Annotated in this window: 15 protein-coding genes; 5 read left to right on the forward strand and 10 right to left on the reverse strand. The window is 67.9% G+C overall.

The window, feature by feature from the left end; all coding sequences use genetic code 11:
• Nucleotides 1-23 precede the first annotated feature (23 nt).
• Complete coding sequence (locus AC4LGL_RS16355) at nt 24-1439, forward strand: phytoene desaturase family protein (RefSeq protein ID WP_491839670.1); 1416 nt, start codon at nt 24-26, stop codon at nt 1437-1439.
• Between the two features lie 146 nt (nt 1440-1585).
• Here the strand turns inward: AC4LGL_RS16355 and AC4LGL_RS16360 are convergent, their stop codons facing one another.
• Entirely contained in the window at nt 1586-2194 is a 609-nt protein-coding gene (locus AC4LGL_RS16360) for a TetR/AcrR family transcriptional regulator (RefSeq protein ID WP_491839671.1), read from the reverse strand.
• A 39-nt stretch (nt 2195-2233) separates the two neighbouring features.
• Here AC4LGL_RS16360 and AC4LGL_RS16365 point away from each other — a divergent pair, with 39 nt between their 5' ends.
• Nucleotides 2234-2683, forward strand: coding sequence for an SRPBCC family protein (locus tag AC4LGL_RS16365; protein ID WP_418021164.1), 450 nt, complete (start codon nt 2234-2236; stop codon nt 2681-2683).
• A gap of 76 nt (nt 2684-2759) precedes the next feature.
• On the opposite strand, the gene AC4LGL_RS16370 is transcribed toward AC4LGL_RS16365, so the two are convergent.
• The 6 genes from AC4LGL_RS16370 to AC4LGL_RS16395 all read right to left on the reverse strand — a co-directional run bounded on the left by AC4LGL_RS16370 (nt 2760) and on the right by AC4LGL_RS16395 (nt 16318).
• On the reverse strand, nt 2760-5960 hold the full coding sequence (locus AC4LGL_RS16370) for an arabinosyltransferase domain-containing protein (RefSeq protein ID WP_491839672.1): 3201 nt from the start codon (nt 5958-5960) through the stop codon (nt 2760-2762).
• Complete coding sequence (locus AC4LGL_RS16375) at nt 5957-9250, reverse strand: arabinosyltransferase domain-containing protein (protein ID WP_491839673.1); 3294 nt, start codon at nt 9248-9250, stop codon at nt 5957-5959. Before AC4LGL_RS16375 ends, AC4LGL_RS16370 begins: the two co-directional genes overlap by 4 nt.
• Before the next feature lie 184 nt (nt 9251-9434).
• Nucleotides 9435-12713: an arabinosyltransferase domain-containing protein gene (locus AC4LGL_RS16380; protein WP_491839674.1), complete on the reverse strand. Its 3279-nt coding sequence runs from the start codon at nt 12711-12713 to the stop codon at nt 9435-9437.
• Nucleotides 12703-14583, reverse strand: coding sequence for a galactan 5-O-arabinofuranosyltransferase (locus AC4LGL_RS16385; RefSeq protein WP_491839675.1), 1881 nt, complete (start codon nt 14581-14583; stop codon nt 12703-12705). Before AC4LGL_RS16385 ends, AC4LGL_RS16380 begins: the two co-directional genes overlap by 11 nt.
• Entirely contained in the window at nt 14583-15347 is a 765-nt protein-coding gene (dprE2, locus tag AC4LGL_RS16390; RefSeq protein WP_064882760.1) for a decaprenylphospho-beta-D-erythro-pentofuranosid-2-ulose 2-reductase, read from the reverse strand. Before dprE2 ends, AC4LGL_RS16385 begins: the two co-directional genes overlap by 1 nt.
• 92 nt (nt 15348-15439) lie before the next feature.
• Complete coding sequence (locus tag AC4LGL_RS16395) at nt 15440-16318, reverse strand: SDR family oxidoreductase (RefSeq protein WP_491839713.1); 879 nt, start codon at nt 16316-16318, stop codon at nt 15440-15442.
• 83 nt (nt 16319-16401) lie between these two features.
• On the opposite strand from AC4LGL_RS16395, the gene AC4LGL_RS16400 reads away from it, so the two are divergent.
• The 3 genes from AC4LGL_RS16400 to AC4LGL_RS16410 all read left to right on the forward strand — a co-directional run bounded on the left by AC4LGL_RS16400 (nt 16402) and on the right by AC4LGL_RS16410 (nt 18771).
• Nucleotides 16402-16965 carry a TetR/AcrR family transcriptional regulator gene (locus AC4LGL_RS16400; RefSeq protein WP_491839676.1) on the forward strand — a complete coding sequence of 188 codons (564 nt, stop codon included), beginning with the start codon at nt 16402-16404 and terminating at the stop codon, nt 16963-16965.
• A 95-nt stretch (nt 16966-17060) separates the two neighbouring features.
• The gene (locus tag AC4LGL_RS16405; protein WP_491839677.1) at nt 17061-18143 is read left to right on the forward strand and encodes an oxygenase MpaB family protein; all 1083 of its coding nucleotides are present in this window, start codon (nt 17061-17063) and stop codon (nt 18141-18143) included.
• Between the two features lies 1 nt (nt 18144).
• Entirely contained in the window at nt 18145-18771 is a 627-nt protein-coding gene (locus AC4LGL_RS16410; RefSeq protein ID WP_491839678.1) for a TetR/AcrR family transcriptional regulator, read from the forward strand.
• A gap of 53 nt (nt 18772-18824) precedes the next feature.
• On the opposite strand, the gene katG is transcribed toward AC4LGL_RS16410, so the two are convergent.
• The 3 genes from katG to dprE1 all read right to left on the reverse strand — a co-directional run bounded on the left by katG (nt 18825) and on the right by dprE1 (nt 22949).
• The gene (gene katG, locus AC4LGL_RS16415; RefSeq protein ID WP_491839679.1) at nt 18825-21026 is read right to left on the reverse strand and encodes a catalase/peroxidase HPI; all 2202 of its coding nucleotides are present in this window, start codon (nt 21024-21026) and stop codon (nt 18825-18827) included.
• Nucleotides 21027-21059: 33 nt separating this feature from the next.
• Complete coding sequence (locus AC4LGL_RS16420) at nt 21060-21464, reverse strand: Fur family transcriptional regulator (protein WP_064931554.1); 405 nt, start codon at nt 21462-21464, stop codon at nt 21060-21062.
• Between the two features lie 102 nt (nt 21465-21566).
• Entirely contained in the window at nt 21567-22949 is a 1383-nt protein-coding gene (dprE1, locus tag AC4LGL_RS16425; protein ID WP_491839680.1) for a decaprenylphosphoryl-beta-D-ribose oxidase, read from the reverse strand.
• Nucleotides 22950-23032 lie beyond the last annotated feature (83 nt).

The following is a 23032-nucleotide window of genomic DNA, read 5'->3' on the forward strand; positions in this document are numbered from 1 at the left end:
CGTACGGCAGGAGGGCACCACGCATGACTACCGCGCTTGTGGTCGGCGCCGGGCCCAACGGTCTCGCGGCCGCCATCACCCTGGCCCAGGCCGGACTGGACGTCACCGTGCTGGAGGCTGCCGACGAGATCGGCGGTGGGGTACGTTCCGGCGAGGGCGACATCGCGGGCCTGGTTCACGACCAATGCTCGGCGATCCATCCGATGGCGGTCGGCTCGGCGTTCCTGAGCGGCCTGGGGCTGGAACGCCATGGACTGCACTGGAAATGGCCTGAGATCGATTGCGCGCACCCGCTCGACGACGGGGAGGCCGGCCTGCTGTATCGCAGTGTCGAGGACACTGCAGCGGCTCTCGGGTCGGACGGCCGCCGCTGGCGTCGGGCCTTCGGCGGGCCGTCGGCGAACTTCGACCTCCTGTCGGAGGACATCATGGGGCCGCTGTTGCGGGTGCCAAGGCATCCGGTGGCATTGGCCCGTTTCGGTGCGCCCACCGTGCTCCCGGCGTCGGCATTCGCCCGGCTCTTCCGTACCGAACCGGCCCGGGCATTGTTCGGTGGCGTTGCGGCACATACTTTCCGGCCCCTCCACTATCCGCTGACGTCCGCCATCGGCCTCGGCATCATCACGGCCGGGCACCGGCACGGCTGGCCGGTGGCGCAGGGCGGTTCGCAGGCCATCACCGATGCGTTGGCTGCGGTGCTCGCGGACCTCGGCGTCAAGGTGGAAACCGGTGTCCGCATCACGTCGGCAGCGCAGCTCCCACGGGCCGAGGTGACGATGTTCGACCTTGCGCCGACGGCCGTCGTCGACATCCTGGGGGACCGACTGCCACGGCGGGTGGCCCGCGGCCTGGGTGGATTCCGTTACGGTCCAGGTGCATTCAAGGTCGACTTCGCGGTCCAGGGTCCGGTGCCGTGGACGAATCCCGCGGTCAAGGATGCCGGCACCGTACATCTGGGTGGAAGCTTCGCCGAGGTCGCGGCGACGGAGCGGGAGATCCACGCCGGCCGGATGCCGCAGCGACCGTTTGTACTCGTCGGGCAGCAGTATGTGGCCGATCCCAGCCGCTCGGTCGGCGACATCAATCCGGTGTATTCGTATGCCCATGTGCCACATGGCTATACCGGTGACGCGACCGAGGCGATCATCGGCCAGTTCGAGCGGTTCGCCCCCGGGTTCCGCGACCGCATCGTCGGGATGTCGGTGCGGTCGACGACGGAGATGTCGGTGTACAACGCCAACTACGTCGGCGGGGATATCTGTACGGGCGCCAAGGACATCCGGCAGTTGATGTTCGGCCCACGTACTACGCTGCAGCCGTACCGAATTGGTGTCCCCGGCATGTACCTGTGTTCGGCGGCCACCCCGCCAGGGCCTGGGGCGCACGGTATGTGCGGCGCCAACGCCGCCGCGGTCGCCCTGGCCGCTCTTCCACAGTGACACCGGTCGGGGTTTGCGACAGGCCGCCGACGCACAACCTTACTCACAAGCGTGTAATTCAAAAATGTGCCGCCTGAAAAGCTGTGATGCTTGGGCTGTCGAAAACTATCCACAAGTTGTCCACAGGACACTCGTGTTCGCTACGGTTAGGCCCGCAGGCCTGCGATGAAGATCTCCAGCAGCCGGCTCACGGTTGCCTCGAAGTCGGTGACCATGGTGTTGCGCCCGGGCGAATGCGGGGTCGCCCACGTCCAGGCGGTGCCGGTGAAGGCGTGGACGGCGGCGGTCAGGGACCGAAGCTGTTCGTCGGACAACGGAAGTGACTGCTGCAGCGCTGCGCCGAGCCGCTGCTGTGCCGCTTCGGCCTGAGCGGTCAGGGCGCGGAAGTCCTGCGGGCCGAGCCGATTGATGAGCACGGGCGAGGCCGCGATGAGATCGCACAGCACCGGGCGATCTGCCAGGGTGCGAGCCAGCGCCGCCGCGGGCGTTGTCCGGCCGAGTTCGTCGGCGAGGGCCTCGATCCAGGTCAGGTGCGCGTCGTACATCACCTGCAGCAGCAGTGCCTCGCGTGACCCGAAGTACCGCAGGATGCCCGATTTCGCGAGTCCGGCTGCTGCGGCCACGTCACCCAATGTCAGTGTTGCCGCGCCGGTTTCCTCGAGGCATCGCCGCGTTGCGGCCAACACGTGGGACGTCCGGTCCTGACGTTGCGCGTCGCTGCGTGCGCGGGTGAACGGCGGAGCGGATTCTGACATTCCGCAATAATAGAACACTGTTCTGTTATTGTCTCGACCGTGTACCGCCACTTCGAATGCGTTGTCCGTCGCCGCACCACGGCGTCGCCGCACGCCCTGTTCGCCATCGTGTCCGACGGATCCCGCTGGTCCGAGTGGGCCGCACCCCTGATCCCCTATTCGGCATGGGAGACGCGGGGCCCGGCCGATGACGGCGGGGTCGGGGCGATCAGGGCCGTGGGCACGCGCAGGAAACCGACCCGCGAGATGACCACCATCCACGAACCCGATCGCCGGCATGGCTACACCATGCTCACCGACGGCCCGATCCGCGACTATCAGGCGCAGGTGACGTTTGACGAGGTGGCCGACGGTACCGAGGTGACCTGGCGGGGACGGTACGAGACCCGTTGGCGGGTGGTCGGACTGGCCTACTGGCTGGTTCTGCGGGTAGTGCTCGGGACGCTGGCCCGCAAGCTGGTGACGGCCGCGGAGCGCGGTACCTCATAGCGCGAGTGGCCAGTTATGACACGGTTTTTCGTCGTACCCGTGTCACAACTGGCCACTCGCCGCCTCTGCCGGAACGTTACGGCTTGATACGGATCCGGCCCGGCTTGTAGAGCCCGGAATGTGTTGCCGTCCCGAGCTCGACCTCGGCGGGTGTCGCGTCGACGATGGTGTCGAACTTGCGCAGCGAGCCCCAGTCGCGGCCCCAGTCCTTGTTCAGGTAGGTGGCCATCACATGCTGGCGCAGCAGCAGGTCACTGATGCCCAGCAGACCGCCGTTGATGCCGTCCTCCCAGGTGTCGGTGTCCTTCATCTTGGCGTTGTAATCCGGGGTGATGCGGAACTTCGGCACCTCGGTGACACCGTTGGCGTGCAGCATCGGCTGCTGGCACGGGAAGGCCAGGCCCACAGCCCAGTCCATCAGCACGGGCTGTTGTGAGCCGATGTACTCCTGCACGGTCTTGACCTCGGGAACGCGGGGCGGGGTGACCGCGATCCAGTCGCCGAGAGACAGCGACTTGTCCTCGGCGATCACCCGGACGAACGTCGCGTCCGCCGGGATCTCGCTGCGGTCGAAGCGCAGGTTGCGCCAGGACGGGATCGGACCGAGGTCGTAGGGCGTCACGCGTCCGGCCGGGACGGCGGCGCCGTCGGGCCCGGACCGTCCGTACTCCAGCTCGACCGCCTGTCCCTCGGTTCGGCCGTTGAAAATGCTGTTGCCGGTGATGGTTCCGGCCGCGGTGACGACCACCAGCGGGTGGGCGGCATCGGGAGCGGGCAGCTGGTACCAGGCGGAGGCCAGCTTGCTCTCCTGCTGGGCCGGGCCTTCGACGTAGCTGCCGGCCAGCGGCACCCGGGCCGGGTCAAGTCCGTAGGGCAGCGGCACGGTCGAGCCGTTGATGCCCGGGGTCTTCAGCTCGGCGGGCGCATTCCAGTCGGCGTCGATGCCCGGCATCGGGACGGTGATCCGAATCGCCTCGGCGACAATGTGGTCCGGAACGCCGTTCGGGGTGAACCCGGTCGGTGCCGTGCCGCCCAGCGGTCCCAGCGGGCCGTAGTCCCCGGGCGCCGGGGTCAGGAACCCGTCGTTGGTGTCGGGTTCGACCAGCACATCGTCGGCAAGGCCGCAGCCGCCGGCGAAGGCCCGCAGGTTCGCGGACGCGTTGGAGTAGGTGCCGTCCTGGCGCACCACGCCGTAGAGCATCGAACCGACGAACACCACGACCATGAACCCGGCCGCGATCGGCACCGGTGCGGTGGTCAGTGCCCGCGCCACCCGGCCCTCGGCAGAGGGTCTCAGGTGCAGCCAGTACGCCCACAGCGCGGCGACGGCGAACAGCGCGAAGAAGATGGCGCTCACGGTGATTCCGCCGATGTTCGGCTTGTCGTTGTTGAACGGCACGCCGTAGCTGGACACGTACCACCAGCCGTTGGTGGTGGCGAAGCACAGCGCAAGCACGAACAGCACGGCCGCGGTGAAGGCCATCCGGTTACGGGCCGAGCGCAGGACCGCAGGCCCGGCCAGCACCGTGACCACCGCTGCCATCGCCGCGCCCACGGCGGCGAACAGGCCGAAGTGGTGCACCCACTTGGTGGGGGTGAACATCAGGCAGAACATCGTCGCGAAGATGATGCCCATCAGTCGCCATACCGGCCCGCGGGCCACACCGGGAACCCGCTTGCGCCGCAACATGATGAACAGCGAGGCGAACAGGCTCAGTGCGGTGATGATGAAACCGAACCGGCGCGACAGCGAGCCGTCGACGGTGGGCAGGATCAGGTAGTAGTAGCGCAGGTTCTCGGTGTACCACTCCTGGCTCGGGCCGATCGCGGTGCGAATCCTGGTGGCCTCCAGCACCGTTGCCAGCGTCTGGTCGGCGAACACCACGGTCAGGATCACCGTGCCCGCGGCGAGCAGCGGCAGCACCAGCGGCCACACGCCCAGCACGCGGCGGCGGCGCACCAGGATGCGCAGCAGCGGACGACCACCGGCGAGCAGTGCGGCGACGGCGATCAGGCCAGTCGGCTGGATGCCGAGGGTGAAGGCTGCGGAGATGATCGCCATGGCGGCCGGCGTGAGCCGTCCGGAGATGATGGCCCGTTCGATCAGCACGTAGGTGATCAGGGCGCCGGTGGCGATCTGGCCCTCGGGGCGCAGGCCGTTGTTGAACGGCATCCAGGCGGCCATCAGTACCAGGCCCGCGGCCCACAGCGCGGGCTTGGAGGCGATCACCGCGGGGCCGAGGCGGGGCAGCACCTCACGGGACAGCAGCAGCCAGCAGACCAGCGCGCAGATCAGGTCGGGCAGCCGCATCCAGATGCTGGCGTCGCTGACATGGGTCATCAGGGCCAGCAGGTTGTAGAACCAGCCGAACGGGTCCTCGGGACTGCCGAACCAGCGGAAGTAGTTCGACATGTAGCCGGCGTGGTCGGCCACCCGCGCCATCTGCAGGATGTAGCCGTCGTCCGACGAGTTCGCGCCGATCACGTGCCAGCTCAGGAACCCGCCGACCACCACCACGTCGACGGCGCTGAAGGTGCGCCAGCGTGACGGGATCAGGTGGTGCATCCGCCGTCCGTCGAGCCGGTCGAGGCGCCACAGCGCCAGCAGCGCCACCACGGTGGCGGCGATGCCGAGCAGGATCGCCACCAGCTTCAGTGCGGTGGGTTTGGAGGTGAACCGGGTGTCGATCGTGGCCGACAACGAAAGACCTTGCGGTGCAGCTCCGCTCAGCTCGGTGAAGACACCGACGATCTGGGGCCGCAGGTTGGGGTCGGCGAAGCCGGTGCGCAGTTCCTTGCCGTCAGTGCCGGTGAGACCGACGAACGTGGCGAAGGTTCCGGCGTCCGACGAGGTGATCTCGATGCGTTCACAGGCAGGCGAGTTCACCTTCTCCCGCACCACACTGGCGATCACCACGTTGCGGTCGGTGATGTCGACGCGCTTGGCGTTGACGTTGACGAACAACGCGTTGAGCGCGGCCTGCCTGCCCTCCTTGGGAGCAGTGCCGAGCACCATCGCACCCTCGGGCGGGACCGAGCGGATCACCTCGCACGGCACCGTCACCGACATGGTGACCGGAGTCTGGGTGATCAGCGGGGCGGTGACGTTACTGAGCTGACCCTGCTGGGGCCAGTTCAGCGTTGCAGTCGTCTGCACCACCGGAAGTAGCGGTGTGGCCACCGCGCACAGGAAGCCGATGAGTCCGGCGATCATCGCGACCCAGCGGGTCAGCTGAACGCCCTTGTCTGCGCTGTGTTCGCGCACCGTGGTGCTCATGGCAGGGCCCGGATCGGTCCGGGCCGGCTGAAGCCGAACACTCGCTGGGTTCCTTGATCGATCGTGGCGACGGGCGCCTGCCCGGCCGGTACCACGGGGTTGTACTTCTCGATCGAGCCCCAGTCCCGGTACCAGTCGTCACGCAGATACGTCGGAATGGTCGACGTGCCCAGCAGCGCCTGGATGAAGAGGAAGGGACCACCCTTTTGGGCGGACTGCCACATGTTCGACGACACCACCACTTGCTTGACGTTGGGAAGGATCCGGTACTCCGGCAGCTCGGCGACACCGAGATGTTCGGAGAACGGGCGCTGGCACGGGAAATTCGCGGCGGTCGCGATGTCCATCAGCACCGGGGTCTGCGCGCCGAGGAACTGCTGCGCGGTCTGCAGGGTCGGCACCCGCGGCGGGGTGAAGCCGAACCACTGGTCTTCGGAGAGGTTGGGATCGTCGGCGACGATCCGGGCCACGTTCGCCTCCGGCGGTGCCCACGCCAGCGGGAAACGCAGGTTGCGCCAGGCATATTGGGCGAACACGTCGATCGGCTGGACGGCGTCGAGCGCCTGGAAGCTGCCGTCGGGGCGGTGTACGCCCCACTGCAGTTTCAGCGACTGCCCGTAGTGGAACTCGTGTTCTTCGTCGTAGTACCAGATGGCGCCGGCGGCGGCGACCGTCACGAGGGGGCGGTCCGCGGTGCGGGGCGGCAGCTGGTACCAGGCCGAGGTGGCCTTGGCGGCGACGGTGTTCTCCTTGTAGCTACCCATCACCGGAGTTCGGGCCGGGTCGAGGCCGAACGGCAGGTACACCCGGGAGCCGTTGACGCCGACGGGTCCGTAGCCACCACCGGTGCCTGCGGCGTACGCGATGCCGACGTTGGGCTTGTTGGGTGAGCCGTCCGAGTTGACCGTGCCGGGGTTGGCGACCACGGGCTTCGGCGGTTCCAGGGTGTCGCTGATCCCGTTGGGGGTGAACCCAACTGGGTTCTCGCCGCCCAGCGGCCCGTACTCGCCGTAGGTCTGGCCCTCCACCGGTTGCAGCATGCCCGCGTTGGTGTCGGCCTCGACGAGTACGTCGTCGGCCATGGCGCAACTGTTGGACGACAACCCCGAGGTCAGCGCCGAGATGTTGGCCTTGGCGGTGGTGTAGACGGGGTAGCGCTGGACGAATCCCTTTGCCATCGAGCCGACTTCGAGCACCACCATGATGGTCGCGACCACCAGCAGCGGTGTCGACGCCAGCACGCGGTTGCGTCGGGTGTCGGCCACCTCGGTGTGCCCGGCGTAGTCGATCCGGAAGTGCAACCAGCCGGCCAGTACCGCGGTGATGATGGCCAGGGCCAGGAAGATGGTGGTCACCGGGAACCCGGCGATCACGGGCTGGCGGTCGAACCAGGGCACGCCGTAGTTGCCGACATAGAACCAGCCGTTGGTGCCGGAGGTGGCCCACGCCAGGACGAACAGCAGCGCCGTCACGTACAGGGCGAGGTTGCGTCGGCTGTGCAGGCCCACCCGGGCGAAGGCGAACGCCGTCACCGCGCCGAGCGCGGCGGCCAGCCCGGCGAAGGCACCGAACTGCACGGCCCACTTGGTCGGGGTGAAGTGCAGCAGGAGCAGGCCGATCGCGGTGGTGCCGATCAGCCGCCAGACGGGTCCGCTGGCCAGCCCGGGTACCCGGCCCTTGCGCAGCAGGACGGCGATCATGCCGAACAGGCACAACATCATCGCCAGGACCGCGAACCGCCGCGTCAACGAGCTGTCGACAGAATCTTCGACGGTCAGGAAGTAGTAGCGCAGGAACTCCTGGTACCACGAGATGGTCGGGCCGACGGTGTATTTGATGCGGGCCGATTCGGCGACGCTGGCCAGGGTCTGGTCGCGGAACACCACGACGAAGATCAGTGCCGCCGACCCGGCGAGCGCGGCCAGTGCGGGCAGTGCGATGCGCCGGGCTTTGATGATCCTGACGACGGTGCGGGCGCCGACCAGCAGCGGGGCCAGCGCGATGAGGCCCTGCGGGGCCAGCGTGACGCTGAACGCCGCGACGATGATTGCCAGGCAGGTCGGCCACAGGCGGTGGGTGGCGATCGTGTTCTCGACCAGCGCCCACACCGCCAGCACGCCGAAGGCGATCAGTGGTTCGGGGCGCAGGCCGTTGTTGAACGGCATCCAGGCGGCCAGGAACACCGCGCCGGCGGTCCACACGGTGACGCGGTTCAGTGCGACGCGTCGCCCGAGGCGGGGGAGCACCCAGCGGCTCAGCAGCAACCAGGTGCCGATGCCGGCCAGGGTGGCGGGCAGCCGCATCCACACCCCGGCCGTACTGATCGCCGCGAAGTGGCCCAGGACGGACTGGTACCAGTCGAACGGGGCCTCGGTGGTGCCGAAGTAGCGGAAATAGTTGGCGGTGTACCCGGCGTCGGCCGACACCCGCGCGATGGTCAGGTTGTAGCCGTCGTCGGAGGAGATGGCGCCGATGACGTGCCACACCAGCAGGCCGCCGATGACGCCGATGTCGGCGATCCAGGTGGCGGCCGGGACCTTCACGAACCGGCGCCAGGCGCGACGAAAGCGACTGCTACTGGCCTGAATGTCGCCGCCGGGGCGGCTCCGGCGGTCCAGCACGGCGAGCGCCAGGATCGACGCCACCACGCACACCACTCCGAGCGTCATCACGAGCAGCTTCAGTGCGGTCGGCGTGGTGATGAAGCGGGTGTCGATGTCGACGCGGGCGGACAGTCCCGGCTGCGGCGCCATCTTCAGGTCGGTGAACAGGCCGGCAACCTGAGGCTTCTTCTCCACGGCCGCGGTGCCGGTGGCGCCGGGGATGCCGACGAAGTCCGCGCCCACGCCGCCGAGGTTCGCCCACAGGTGCAGCGCGCTGCAGCCGCCTGCGTTGATGGCGGCCCGGGGCGCGACGGCGGCCACCGAGTCGCGGAACGCCACCACCACGGTCTCGGGGTTGGCTCGCACGAACAGGCCGTTTCGGCTGGCGTCGATGCCGCCCGAGGGGATCGTCGAGAACACCAGGCCGCCCTCGGCGGGCAGTGTCGCGATCGCCGAGCACGGGATGGACACGTCGAGGGACTGCGGGGCACCCGACACCAGCGGGGCCGTCACCGAGGTGACGTTGCCTGCGGCATCGGTGCCCTGCGGCCACTGGATGGTCGCGGTGGTCTGTTTGACGGGCAGCAGCGGCACCAGCGCGCACAGCACCACACCCGCGATGCCCGCGACGATGGCGATCAGGCGTGCGATGCCCACAACACGGTCGGTTGGCTCATCGGAAGGCACGAGGCTCGATGTTATGCGACCCGTATGTGAGGCCCGGTTCTCCGTCGCCCTTTTGGTGAGAGTGTGTGCGAACTTCTAATCAAGCAGCCTCATCGAGACGGTGCCTGCGCGGCGGATCACTGTTCGGTGTGGTGACTGCGATCCGCCGCGTAGTGCCCGACATCTGGCCCCTGCCGCGCTCGTCCTAGCTGTGCCTCAGCGGCGCCGGGCTCCACAATCCACTGCGGATCGCGGTGCCCAGGTCCAGGCGGGCCGTTGTGGCGTCCGGGTACCAGGGGGTGAGCCGTTGCAGCGAGCCCCAGTCCCGGAACCAGTCGTCCTTGAGATACGTCGGCACGCTCGACGGCCGCAGCAGCAGTTCGGAGATGCCCAACGGGCCGCCGCCCAGGTAGTCCATCACCGGCGAGTTGGCCTCGGCACCGAAGCGGTCCGGCAGGATCCGCCACTTGGGCACCTCGGTGACGCCGTACTGATGACCGAACGGGCGCTGGCACGGGAATGCCAGACCCACCAGCCAGTCGAGCAGCACCGGGTCCTCTGAGCCGACCACGTCCTGCAGGCTGCGCAGTTCCGGGATCCGCGGCGGGGTCACCGCGATCCAGTGTTGCGGGGCCAGGTCGTCGTCGGAGGCGACCAGGCGGATCTGGGTGGCCTCGTGTGGGATCGCCGCCATCGGGGCGCGCAGATTGCGCCAGGCCGGCGCGGCGCCCACGTCGGCGAATCCGACACCGCCGCCGGGCTTGTTCTCGGCGGCCTGGGCATCGGTGGCCCACTGCACCACGACCTCACCCGGATCGAAGCGGCCCGCGGCCGAGACGACCAGCAGCGGTCCGGCCTTGTCCCGGTCGGGAAGCCGGTACCAGGCCGAGCGCATGATCGCAGGCTGCTGGGTGCCGGCCCGCCAGCTTCCGAGCACCGGGGTGGTGGCGGGGTCGAGTCCGTAGGGCAACCGGGCCCGGGATCCGTTGACCCCGGCCGCGGCGGTGGTCCCGCCTTCGGTGCCGACCTCGCTGCCCGTCACGGTGCCCGAGTCGGTGTCGGCAAAGTTGCCCGCACCGGGCTGTTCCATCACCGGGTCGGCCGAGACGTCCGAAGGGATGCCGTTGGGACCGAATCCCTGCGCGGTGACCGCGCCGAGCGCCTGCCCCGGCGGCTCGCTGATCGGTGCCAGCAGGCCGGTGTTCGCGTTCTCCTCGACCATTACGTCGTTGGCCAGTCCGCAGGTCTTGCCGGTGAGCGCCTCGAGGTTGGAGCGCCCGACCGACCAGGCCGGGTACTGCTCGGTCATCGCCAGGGTCAGCGAGACCACCTCGAACATCACCAGCACCCAGGCGGCGATCGCCAGCGGCGATTGCACGATCCGTTGCCAGCGGCGCTGCGGCTCGTCCGGGGACTGGTCGCGGTCGGTGAAGTGGAACCAGGCCGCCAGCAGAAGGGCCAGCACCGACAGGCCCAGCAGCATCGTGGTGAATCCGAAGTGCCACTCGGGGAATGAGTTCGACCACGGCACTCCGAAGTTGGATACGTACCACCAGCCGTTGACGGTCGCGAACGACAGCGCCATCACGAACAGCACGAGTGCGGCGAACATCGACCGGTTGCGCCGGGACTTCATCGCTGCGGCGGTCACCGCGACTGCGGCCAGCGCGCCGAGCGATCCGGCCAGCCCGGCGAACACGCCGAAGTGGTGGGTCCACTTGGTCGGGGTGAACATCATCGCGAGGAACGAGATGATCGTGATGCCGATGATGCGTCGGCTCGGACCGGCGGCGGTGCCGGGGATGCGGCCCTTGCGCAGCGTCATCGCCACCGACACGGCCAGCGCCACCAGCAGCGTCAGCACCGCGAAGCGCCGCGCCACCGAACCGTCCGGGCTCGAGGTGAACAACCGCGAGTAGCGGATGTGCTCGTCGAACCACGCCAGGCTGGGGCCGACGGCGGATTTGAAGGTGCTGGCCTGCAGCTCGCCGGCCAGGGTCTGGTCGCGGAAGATCAAGATGATCGTCACGGTGCAGGCGGCCAGGATGGGGGCCAGCAGCGGCAGGTGCCCAAAGCGTGAGGTATGCCGGGCCACAATCGTTTTCAGCGGTCCCACGGCGACCAGCAGGGCGCCGACGGCAGCGATGCCGGTGGGCCCGGAGAACAGTGTCAGCGCGCCGATGATGATCGCGATCGCCACCGGCAACATGCGGTTGGTGGCCACCCCGCGCTCCACCGAACACCAGGTCAGCAGGATGCCGAGGGCGATGATCGGTTCGGGGCGCAGGCCGTTGTTGAGCGGCAGCCAGAACGCCAGGAACATGCCTGCGGCGGTCCAGGCCGCGGCGCGGTTGGTCTTGACGGCACGGCCCAGGCGGGGGAGCACCTCGCGGCTGATCACCCACCAGCAGGCGAGTGCCATCACGAGCGTGGGCAGCCGCATCCAGACGCTGTTGGTGGAGACGTGGGCCCACAACGCCAGCAGGTCGTAGTACCAGCCGAACGGGGCCTCGGGAGTGCCGAACCAGCGGTAGTAGTTGGCCATGTAGCCGGCGTGTTCGGACACCCGGGCCATGGTCAGGATGTAGCCGTCGTCCGATGTGTTCGCTCCGACGAAGTGCCACCACACGAGGACCGCGGTGACCAGTCCGTCAAGCGGCGTCATCGACCACCAGCGGGGCGGGAGGAAGCGCCGGTGCCGGACGCCGTCGGCGGTGTCGAGACGGTGCAGGGCGCCCAGCGCGATGACGGTCATCGCCACCCCGATGATCATCGCCAGCATCTTGAGCAGCGTCGGGGCGCTGCTGTAGCGGGAGTCGATGGTGGCCGAGAACTTCAGGCCCTCGGGCGCCGGCCCGGACAGGTCGGTGAAGACGCCGACGATCTGCGGACGGAAGTCGTAGCCGCCGCGCTCGCCACGCAGAGGTGCGGTCGGGTCGTCGGCGGTTTCGCTGGCGTCGCCCTGTGTCAGCCCGACGAATTCACCGGTCACCTTGTCGGCGTGCGCGGTGAACGTCAGCGACTGGCAGGCCGGGCTGAGCACCGCGGCCAGCGGCGCGCTGACCACTGGGGTGTTGCGCACGATGACCAGCAGGTCGTTGTTGACCCGCTCGATCAACAACCCGCGGTCGATTGCCTTCGGGGCCTGCTTGGGCACGGTGGACAGAAGGACGGTGCGGCCGCGATTCTCCGGTCCGGCCAGTCCGGCGGCGGCCTGGCACGGCACGGTGATGGTCAGGTCGGTGGCGACATACCCGATCAGCGGCGCGTTGATGCTCTGCCAGGTGCCGTTCTGCGGCCAGTTCAACTGGGCGGTGGTCTGCTTGACCGGAAGCAGCGGTGTTGCCACCGCCATCAATACGCCGAGCAAACCGGCGACGATCGCGATGAGCCGCACCGTCCGGTGATTGCTGCCGGCGGTTCCCTGCGGTCCCGTCACGGGCTCTGATGCTATCGGCGTATCTGCGCCGGAACTAATGGCCATCGGGGGTTGGCTTTCTGATCGCCAGGACAAATGGGCCGATGTCGGTCACCTCGAAACGTGGATCTTTGAACAGGGCCGCGTCGAGCGCCACGTGGTAGCGGCGCACGTTCGGCTGATTGGGGTAGACGTCGGAGGCCAGGCGCAGCGTGTAGGTGTCGTTCGCGCCGTGGCGCATGAGGAACACGGTGGGCGCCTTCCACGGCATCTCGTCGAGCGCCTTCACGAACTGGTCGGCGTTGCCCATCGTGGCCCAGCCCTCGATGGCCTTGGCGCGCTTGTCGAATTCGGCCAGCGGGTTCGCGTAGTGCGACGTCAGGCCCTGGAACCCGTAGTAGGGGTAGAACGACAGGAAGCTGTAGTCGGCGGTCAGCACCACGGTCTGGTTGCGCGGCACCCCGGTGACCTCGGCGATCTTGGCGTCGATCTCGCGGTAGTACCGTTCGGCTCCCGGTGCCCGGCGGTCGGCCCGCAGTCCGGTGCCGTCGGTGTCGGTGTAGGCCACGTTGATGTCGGGGCGCAGCACATCGGGGATGTCCTGGCTGAAGGTGACGGCGCCGATCGCGCCGACGGCAGTGGCTGCGGCGACCACCCGCCGCGCGGTTTCCGGCTGATACCGCCTGGAGATGGCTTGCGTCGCTTCGATGAACCCGAATGCTCCTGCGGTGGTGAGCAGGACGGTCAGAGCGGGCTGAAGCCGGAAGGACAGCAGGGTGGTGCCGGCCAGGGTGGTCAGCATCGACAGCAGCGACCAGGCGTAGACGGCGAGCACCGCGATGGCCAGGGCTCCGGCCCGGGTCGAACTGCGGGCGCGGACCACCAGCCACAATGTGCCGAGCATGCACAGCGCGCCGAGCAAGGTGAAGCTCAGCATGGGGAATGTCAGCTGGGCGCCGGCGTCGGGCAGGTAGTGCTGGGCGGTGCCCTTCTCGGCGGGGGTTCCGCGCAGCGACGCCAGTAGGTACGGGGCCCAGGTGAGCAGGGCGATGGCTCCGGAGATCACGGCGACAACCGTGAGGCGCAGCAATGGGTCGATGCTGCGGCGGGCGACGGCCAGCACCAACGCCATCAGGGCCAGAGTGAACGCGCAGTAGGCCAGCAGCAGCGTGTAGAAGAGGGCGGCGAAGCCGAGGAAGATCCCGACGCCGATGACGGCGGCCCAGCCCCCGTTGCGGGTCTTACCCCGGAGCCCCGACCAGGCCAGCACGAACACCGGCGGCAGCAGCACGGTGATGATCGCGGCGTAGGGCTCGGTCGAGGAGTAGGCCAGCGTCGCCGCGCTGCTCGCGGTGGTGACGATGAGCGCGTATTCGAAGCGAATCATGGCTGCCCACAACACGAATGCCAGGGCGACGGCGATGGTGATCGAAACGATCGACCACGGCTTGAACATCTCCCAGGCCGGGGTGTCGGTGGCCGCGGCGATGCGTCCGCCCATCCAGAACCAGCCGGCCGGGTAGTAGGGCGGCAGCCCGAAGTAGGTCATGTCGTGCAGGCCGGGAGTATCGGCCAGCCGGGTCAGGTATTCGGTGCGGAACTGCTGGTCGACCGAGACCCCGAACAGGTACAGCTTGGTGGCGCCCAGCGGCATCGCCAGGGTGACCACCGAGAACGCCGACAGGAAGATCAGGCCGACCAGTCGGGCCAAGGTGCGCCGGCCGCGCCGCCAGATCAGGCCGGCGGCGAAGATTCCGGCCAGCGCGCCGACCTGGCCCACCGTGGTGAGTGCGTGCAGTTGGTTGGACGTGTTGTAGGCCGGCCATTGGACCTGGGCGATCGCCGCGATCGACACCCCGGCCACCGCCGAGGCGAGCATCAGGGCGATCACCATGTGTCCGGCCACCCTGGCCGGACCGGCCACTCCGGCCGACATTAGATGGGGAGCTTGCGGAAGATGGAGCGCGGGATGTGCCGCAAAACCATCATCACGTAGCGGAACGCGCCCGGCGCCCAGACCAGCTCCTTGCCCTTGGCCGACGCGGTGACGGCCAGTTCGGCGACGTATTCCTTGTCGACGGTCAGCGGGGCTTCCTTGACGTGGGCGCTCATCCGGGTGCGGACCTGCCCGGGCCGGATCACCAGCACCCGCGGGCCGTATTCCCGCAGCGCCTCGCCGAGGCCGAGGTAGAACCCGTCGAGCCCGGCTTTGGTGGAGCCGTAGACGAAGTTGGAGCGACGCACCCGCTCGCCGGCGGCCGAGCTCATCGCGATGATCTGGCCGTAGCCCTGGGCCCGCATCTTCTCGCCGACCAGGACACCGACCGAAACGGCTGCGGTGTAGTTGATCTCGGCGATCTGCACGGCCTTGCGCTGGTTCTGCCACAACTCCTCGGCATCACCGAGCAGACCGAACGCGACGATCGCGACATCAACGTCACCCGAGGCGAACGCCTTGTCGATCACGTCGGGGTGACTGGCGGTGTCTACGGCGTCGAAGTCGATGACCTCGACCGCGCTGGCGCCCGCTTTGCGCAGCTGGGCGACCGCGTCGTCGCGGCCCGGATCACCGGGCAGGGCGGCCAACACGATGCGGGCCGACGCGTCGCGCAGATAGCGCTCACAGATCGCCAGCCCGATCTCTGAAGTGCCGCCGAGCAGCAGAATCGTCTGGGGGTTACCTACGGCGTCGAACACCATCTAGCGCAGCTCCAAGCCTCGTGGGACATCGTGACGAGGGTACCGTGCGTCCCGTCCCGCGAGGTCGAACGTCCAGGCCAGGCCATGGGGGCTCAGAAGTAGTGGCCGAGCGCGAGGTCGGCGAGCAGTCCGATCTCGGTCGGCGTCCAACCGAACCGGTCCCTGGTGTGCACGCTCGATGCGGGGACATCGAGCGAGAAGATCGTGCCGATCCATCCGAAGTGCTCCGTCGCGGCGTCCGGGGCGATGCCCGTGACGGGCAGTTGCAGTTGCCTGCCGATGACGCCGGCGATGTCGCGGACCGGCATGCCCTCCTCGGCGACCGCGTGAAGTCGCGAGCCGGCGGGCGCCGATTCGACGGCCAGCCGGAACAGTCGCGCAGCGTCGAGCCGGTGCACGGCCGGCCAGCGGTTGGAGCCGTCACCGGGGTAGCCCGATTCACCGCGTGCCCGGGCGATCTCGATGAGCTGCGGGACGAATCCGTGATCGCCCGGCCCGTGTACCGAGGGTGGCAGCCGCACCACCGACGAGCGCACGCCGCGGTCGGCGAACGCCAATGCCGTCGCCTCGGAGACCCGCGGTAACCCGGGCGTCGCCGCGTCGTCCTCGGTGGAGACCTCCCCAAACCGGATGCCGGTGGTGCCGGACGCCACGACCAGTGGGCGGTCCGACCCGGTGAGTGTCTCGCCGAGTGTCTCGATCGCGCGGCGGTCGATCTCGCTCGCGGCGGCGAACTCGTTGAAGTCGTGCACGAAGGCCAGGTGGATGACGCCGTCGGCGTCCTGTGCGCCTGACCGGAGGCTGTCCAGGTCGTCGAGGTCGCCGCGGTGGACTTCGGCCCCGGCGGTTCGCAGCGCTGCTGCCGACGCGTCGGAGCGGGCCAGGCCGAGGACCTGATGCCCGGCCCCGATGAGCTCGGGTACGACGGCCGAGCCGATGAAGCCGGATGCGCCGGTGACGAATATCCGCATGGGAACCTCCGCAGTGATGTCAGTTGCTGTCATCGCCGACGATACGCATGATGTCAGCAACTGTCATCACATAGAATCTCGGGATGGCGCGATGGGAACCCAATGCCCGTGGCCGGCTGGAAGGGGCTGCGCTCGAGCTCTTCGGGGAGCAGGGCTTCGAGCAGACCGCCGTCGCCGAGATCGCAGAGCGGGCCGGGCTTACCGAGCGCACCTACTTCCGTCATTTCGCCGACAAGCGCGAGGTGCTGTTCTGGGGTGAGCACCTGCTGGGCGACACCCTGGTGGGTGCGATCGCGGACGCGCCGGAGTCGGCCTCCGCGCTGGACATGGTCAGGGCGGGGCTCGCGGCGGTGACGGCGATCTTCGTCGAACGGCGGGACCACGCCCGCCGGCGGCAGGCTGTCATCGACGCCAACCCGGGCTTACAGGAGCGCGAGCTCGCCAAGCTCGCCGCGCTGGCTGCCGCCACTGCCGAGGCCCTGCGCGCCCGTGGCGTTGCCGAGCCCGCTGCGAGCCTTGCCGCGCAGGCCGGCATCGCGGTATTCAAAGTGGCCTTCGCGCAATGGATCTCGGCCTCCGACGGTGCCGATCTGGCTGATCTGATCGACGCGGCGTTCGCCGAGCTCAAGGCCGTCACCGCGCTCTGACCTCTGAGCCGGGTCGATCTCCGTCGGAAAATTCGGGCGCAGGGTCTTGACCGCATTTCCTACACGTCGTAGCTTTTTTCTACACCGTGTAGGAAATGGGGGAGATCATGACGATCCGTGACTGGCTGACACTGCCCGACACAGAACCGGGCGAGGACTACGGATTCTTCGGTCCCGATTCGGTGACCTGGAAGGTGTGGAGTTATCCCACCTCGCTGTCCATCGGGTTCCAGCGAGCCGTCGTCATCGAGGAACTCGACCCAGCCCTGGTCGCGGCGGTCGACAAGACCCATGAGATCTACGCGCGGCCCCGCACCCGCTATGACCGGACCCTGCGGTACTTCGCGATGGTGGCGTTCGACGACAGTCGATCCACGACGAAGGCCGCCGACGTCCTGGTCAAGATCCACTCCAAGGCCATCGGCACCGACCCCGTCACCGGAAAGACGTATGACGCCAACGATCCCGGTTCGCAGTTGTGGATCCACCTGACCGCCTGGCATTCCATCCTGGTGGCCTACGAGAAGTACGGCCCCGGCCCGCTGTCGCCCGAGGAGGAGTTGCAGTACTGGCGGGAATGCGCGATCGCCGCCGAACTGCAGACCTGCGATCCCTCCGACGTTCCCCTGACCCGCGATGGCATCCGCGAGTACTTCGAGCAGATGCGGCCCCAGCTGATCGGCTCGGACATCGCCCGCCAGGCCATGCATCACCTGCTCGGTGCCGAGGTGATGTTGCCCAGGATGCCGCTGCTGCTGCGCCCCGGCACCACGGTCATCACCGCCTTCCTGCGCCGCGGCACCCTGGCGACGATGCCGCGCTGGATGCGGGAAATGGCCGGGCTCAGCACTTCCCGAGTTCTCGACGCGCTGGCCGTGCTGCCGCTGCGGATCGGGTTCCGGGTGATCGCGATGAGTACCCGGCTCGAGCTGATCCTGCTGCGACTGCTCTCGCCGGCGACCCTGCCCATCGGTGCCCGGGTACTGCTGTCCGTCCCGCCGAAGGATCCCGTGACGACGACGCCGCGAGAGGCCCAACGCCGCTTCGGTTACGACGCACCGAGCCAGGCCCACTTCGCGCTTCGCGACAGGCAGGCCGTCCGGGTGTTCGGCGAGGGCCGCGCGCCGAGTGACGAGGGAATCGTGGAATCACAGCCGATCCTTGGCACCATCGGTTGACATGGAAGATGCCGCACTGGCCAGCCGGGGCCGCGCTGAACACCTGGGCCCGGACCGCCGCCGGCCGCAGGTGCTCGACACCGCGTTGGACATCGCCGCGCACCAGGGTCTGGCCGACGTGACGATGGGGACGATCGCGCGATGTCTGGGCGTCACCCGGCCGGTGGTCTACGCCTGCTACCCCGGCCGCGGGGAAGTGCTTGCGGCACTGCTGGACCGGGAAACCGATGCGGTGCTTGCGAGCCTGCTCGAACTGTTGCCACCCGAGCGCACCGGATCCATCGAGCAACTGTTTGTCGATGGGTTCCACGCACTGCACAGCACGGTCCGTGAGCGCCCGGCCTCGTGGCGCATCATCTTCGCGGCCGATCCGGATCCGGTGCTGACCGCGGCGATCGTTGCCGGCCGGGAGCGGATCCGGGGGCAGCTCGCCACGGCGATGCGCCCACTGCTGCAACGGTGGCAGGTCGCCGACGTCGATGTCACGCTGCCCATGCTGGTCGAGGTGTTCCTGGCGATCTGTGAGGCGGCGGTCCGGAAGATGCTCGCCGACGATGGCGATGCCGAGTTGGTGGCCGAGACGTTCGGTAAGGCGGCCTATCGGGCGATGCGGGCAAAAGGCCAGTGAGACAACAACACCCCGCGAGCCGGAGCCCGCGGGGTGTTGAGTTACTGATCAGATCAGACGTCGAACCGGTCGGCGTTCATCACCTTGTTCCAGGCAGCGACGAAGTCCTTGACGAACTTCTCCTTGGAATCGTCCTCGGCGTAGACCTCGGCGAGCGCCCGCAGCTGCGAGTTCGAGCCGAACAGCAGGTCGACCCGGCTGGCGGTCCACTTCGGCGAGCCGCTGGCGCGGTCGGTGCCGACGTAGGTGCCGTCATCGGCCGGAGCCGGTGCCCACTTGATGCCCATGTCGGTGAGGTTGACGAAGTAGTCGTTGGTCAGCTGACCCTTCTTGTCCGTCAGGACACCGACATCCGAGCCACCGTGGTTGGCGCCCAGCACGCGCAGGCCGCCGATCAGCACTGTCAGCTCCGGACCCGACAGGCCGAGCAGGTTGGCCCGGTCGATCAGGCGGTACTCGGCAGGCAGGCTGTCACCCTTGGCCACGAAGTTGCGGAAGCCATCGCCCTTGGGCTCCAGGTAGGCGAACGAGTCGACGTCCGTCTGCTCCTGGGTGGCATCGCCGCGACCCGAGGTGAACGGCACCGCGACGTCGAAACCGGCGTCCTTGATTGCCTTTTCGAGGCCGACGACACCGCCGAGAACCACCAGATCGGCGAACGACACCCCGGTGTCAGACGCCTGCTGGATCTCCTCGAGCTTGGCGATCACCGGGGCCAGCTCCTCGGTCTCGTTGACCTCCCAGCCCAGCTGCGGCTGCAGCCGGATCCGGCCGCCGTTCGCGCCGCCACGCATGTCGCTGGAGCGGTACGAGGCCGCCGCCTTCCACGCGGTGTCGACCAGCTGCTGGGTGGTCAGACCCGAATCCGCGATCGCCGCCTTGAGAGTGGCGACGTCGGCATCGGACAGCTGCTTACCGGCCGGAATGATGTCCTGCCAGAGCCAGGTCTGCTTGGGCACCAGCGGACCGAGGTAGCGGGTCACCGGACCCATGTCGCGGTGGATCAGCTTGAACCAGGCCTTGGCGTACTCCTCGGCCAGCTCCTCGGGGTGATCCAGCCAGCGGCGGGTGATCTCGCCGTAGATCGGGTCGAACCGCATCGACAGGTCGGTGGTCAGCATCGACGGGTGGGTCTTGCCGGTGCCCTGCGCCATCGGCACCGAGTTGGCCCAGCCGCCGTCCTTGGGCTTCCACTGGTTGGCGCCCGCGGGGCTCTTGGTCAGCTCCCACTCGTTGCTGTAGAGGATCTCCAGGAAGCTGTTGTCCCACTTGGTGGGGGTGTGCGTCCAGGTGACCTCGATGCCGCTGCTGACGGTGTCGTTGCCGAGGCCGGGATTGGCCCAGCCCAGGCCCATCTGCTCCAGCGGTGCAGCCTCGGGCTCGACACCGTTCTCGATGTCGGTGGCACCGTGGGTCTTGCCGAAGGTGTGGCCACCGACGATCAGCGCCGCGGTCTCGATGTCGTTCATCGCCATGCGGCCGAACGTCTCGCGGATGTCGATGGCGGCGGCCAGGTAATCCGGATTGCCTTCGGGCCCTTCGGGGTTGACGTAGATCAGACCCATGTGGCTGGCGCCCAGCGGGTTCTCCAGCTTGGTGCGGTCACCGTCGGCGCCGGCGTAGCGTTCCTGCGACCCCAGCCACTCGTGCTCGGCGCCCCAGTAGATGTCCTCCTCGGGCTCCCAGAAGTCCGGGCGGCCGAAGGCGAAGCCCGCGGTCTTGAAGCCCATGTGCTCCATCGCCCGGTTGCCGGCGTAGACGATCAGGTCGGACCACGAGATCTGCTTGCCGTACTTCTTCTTCAGCGGCCACAGCAGGCGGCGGGCCTTGTCCAGGCTGACGTTGTCGGGCCAGCTGTTCAGCGGGGCGAAGCGCTGCATGCCGCGTCCGCCGCCACCGCGGCCGTCCTCGACGCGGTAGGTGCCCGCGGCGTGCCAGGACATCCGGACGAACAGGGGGCCGTAGTGACCGAAGTCGGCGGGCCACCAGTCCTGCGAATTGGTCAGCAGCTCATCGAAGTCGCGCTGGAAGGCCTCGACATCGAGAGACTTGACGGCCTCGCGGTAGTCGTAGCCCTCGTCCGACGGGTCGATGGCGGGGGGATTCTTCTGAAGGATCTTCAGATTGACCGCGTTGGGCCACCAGTCGCGGTTGCTGCCGCCCTCGACGGGGGGCTTGATGACCATCGGACAGCCGCTTTCGGCGGGTTCCGTCTGTGCTTCACCAATCGGGGGGTGAGTTTCGGCGTCGGCCATGACAAATCCTTTCCGGGGCTGGCGGGTTAAGGGTTATCTAGTTGGGGCAGTGGAACATTCGGGGCAAGTACCCCAATAGATGACCTCGGCTTCATCGATCTCGAAACCGTGGTCATGTGACGCGGTCAGGCATGGGGCAGACCCGGCCGCGCAGTCCACGTCGGCGATTGCGCCACACGATCGGCACACGACGTGGTGGTGGTTGTCGCCGATACGTGATTCGTATCGGGCGACCGAACCGGATGGTTGGATGCGCCGTACCAGGGCTGCTGCGGTCAGCGCATGCAACGAGTCATACACGGCCTGGTGGGAGACCTCGGGCAGGTCTTCACGCACCGACCGGATGATCGTTTCCGTATCGGCGTGCGGATGTGCATGGACTGCATGCAGCACCGCCACTCGGGGGCGGGTCACACGCATGTCGGCACTTCTCAGCATCTGCTGGAAGTCCGCGGTTGTCGCCACGGGACCGAGTCTGGCCCGTTTTCTGGAATTAGTCAAGAATAAAATTCTCGCCAATCCGAGGTGAACGGTGAGGAGCTAGACGAGCTCCAGCCGGCGTGCCATGTCCGAGACGAACAAGCCGTCGGGATCGACCTTGCGTCGCACCGCCAGCCACTCTTCGATGCGCGGGTACATGGCGTGGAACGTCTTGGCCGTGGTCCGTGAGTCCTTGGCGGTGTAGAGCCGGCCGCCGAATTCCATTACGCGGCGGTCGAGTTCGGTGAGGAACTCACTGAGGCCTGCCTTGATCTGGAAGTCGACGCAGACGTTCCACCCAGGGATCGGGAAGCTCAGAGGCGCCTGGTTGCCCGGGCCGAACAGCTTGAACACATTGAGGAACGAGTAGTGCCCGGACCGCTGGATGTCGATCATGATGCGCTTGAACTCGTCGACGGCCTCGGTGGGCACCACGAACTGATACTGGGTGAATCCGCTCGAACCGTACGCGCGGTTCCATTCACCGACCATGTCCAGCGGGTGGTAGAACTGCGTCAGGTTCTGCGCCTTACCCCGGTAGGTCTTGCCCAACCGGTACCACGCCTCGGTCATCGCACCGAAGATGAGCTTGTTGCCCAGGCCGTTGGGGAAGATGTCCGGCGCAGTGAAGTACTGCGGCGCATCGAATTTCAGCGGATCGCGCTGCAGGTTGGCAGGCAGTTGGTCGAGTTTCGCCAGCGAGCCGCGGGAGATCACGGCGCGGCCCAGCTTGGGCGGGGCGCTCATCGCATCGAACCAGGCCGACGAGTAGGTGTAGTTGTCCTCGGTGCCGTCGCTGTGGAACTCGATGGTCTCGTCGAGGCCGTGGGTCACATCGCCGTCGGCGATGAAATACGCGGTCTCCGTGGGGGTCATCTCGATCGTGGCCCGCAGGACGATGCCGGTCAGGCCGTTACCGCCGACCGTCGCCCAGAACAGCTCGGCTTCGGGGCCGTCCGGGGTGAGCTTGCGGATCTCGCCACTCGCGGTCAGCAGATCGATCGAGCGCACGTGGTTGCCGAAGCTGCCTGCGCTGTGGTGATTCTTGCCGTGGATGTCACAGCCGATGGCGCCGCCGATGGTGACCTGCCGGGTACCCGGCAGCACCGGAACCCACAGACCGTGGGGCAGTGCGGCGCGCATCAATTGGTCGAGGTTCACCCCGCCGTCCACGTCGACCAGCCGGGAACCGGCGTCGATCGAGTGGATCTGGTTCAGCGCGGACATGTCGATGACGAGCCCGCCACCGTTCTGCGCGTTGTCGCCGTACGAACGGCCCAGGCCGCGGGCGATCACGCCCCGGCCCTTCTCCTCGGCGGCCCTGGTCACGGCCTTGACAATGACCTCGGGATCGCTGGTAGAGAGCACCTGTGCCACGGTCGGTGCGGTCCGGCCCCAGCCTGTCAGGCGCTTGGGAGTGGTCGGCAAGTCAGTAGTCGACATCGCAGAGAAGCGTACCCGGCAGTAGTCACGGACCGGCCGGACTGAACGCCGAGTGTGACGTGATGGTTGTCAGATCGGTGCGC

The sequence above is a fragment of the Mycolicibacterium arcueilense genome, from assembly GCF_058536225.1.

What these genes read in the sequence shown, in the direction of transcription:
- AC4LGL_RS16355 (WP_491839670.1), top strand. Translation starts at nt 24, where the DNA reads ATGACTACCGCGCTTGTGGTCGGCGCCGGGCCCAACGGTCTCGCGGCC.
- AC4LGL_RS16360 (WP_491839671.1), bottom strand. Translation starts at nt 2,194, where the DNA reads ATGTCAGAATCCGCTCCGCCGTTCACCCGCGCACGCAGCGACGCGCAA.
- AC4LGL_RS16370 (WP_491839672.1), bottom strand. Translation starts at nt 5,960, where the DNA reads ATGAGCACCACGGTGCGCGAACACAGCGCAGACAAGGGCGTTCAGCTG.
- AC4LGL_RS16380 (WP_491839674.1), bottom strand. Translation starts at nt 12,713, where the DNA reads ATGGCCATTAGTTCCGGCGCAGATACGCCGATAGCATCAGAGCCCGTG.
- AC4LGL_RS16385 (WP_491839675.1), bottom strand. Translation starts at nt 14,583, where the DNA reads ATGTCGGCCGGAGTGGCCGGTCCGGCCAGGGTGGCCGGACACATGGTG.
- dprE2 (WP_064882760.1), bottom strand. Translation starts at nt 15,347, where the DNA reads ATGGTGTTCGACGCCGTAGGTAACCCCCAGACGATTCTGCTGCTCGGC.
- AC4LGL_RS16395 (WP_491839713.1), bottom strand. Translation starts at nt 16,318, where the DNA reads ATGCGGATATTCGTCACCGGCGCATCCGGCTTCATCGGCTCGGCCGTC.
- AC4LGL_RS16400 (WP_491839676.1), top strand. Translation starts at nt 16,402, where the DNA reads ATGGCGCGATGGGAACCCAATGCCCGTGGCCGGCTGGAAGGGGCTGCG.
- AC4LGL_RS16405 (WP_491839677.1), top strand. Translation starts at nt 17,061, where the DNA reads ATGGGGGAGATCATGACGATCCGTGACTGGCTGACACTGCCCGACACA.
- AC4LGL_RS16410 (WP_491839678.1), top strand. Translation starts at nt 18,145, where the DNA reads ATGGAAGATGCCGCACTGGCCAGCCGGGGCCGCGCTGAACACCTGGGC.
- katG (WP_491839679.1), bottom strand. Translation starts at nt 21,026, where the DNA reads ATGGCCGACGCCGAAACTCACCCCCCGATTGGTGAAGCACAGACGGAA.
- AC4LGL_RS16420 (WP_064931554.1), bottom strand. Translation starts at nt 21,464, where the DNA reads ATGCTGAGAAGTGCCGACATGCGTGTGACCCGCCCCCGAGTGGCGGTG.
- dprE1 (WP_491839680.1), bottom strand. Translation starts at nt 22,949, where the DNA reads ATGTCGACTACTGACTTGCCGACCACTCCCAAGCGCCTGACAGGCTGG.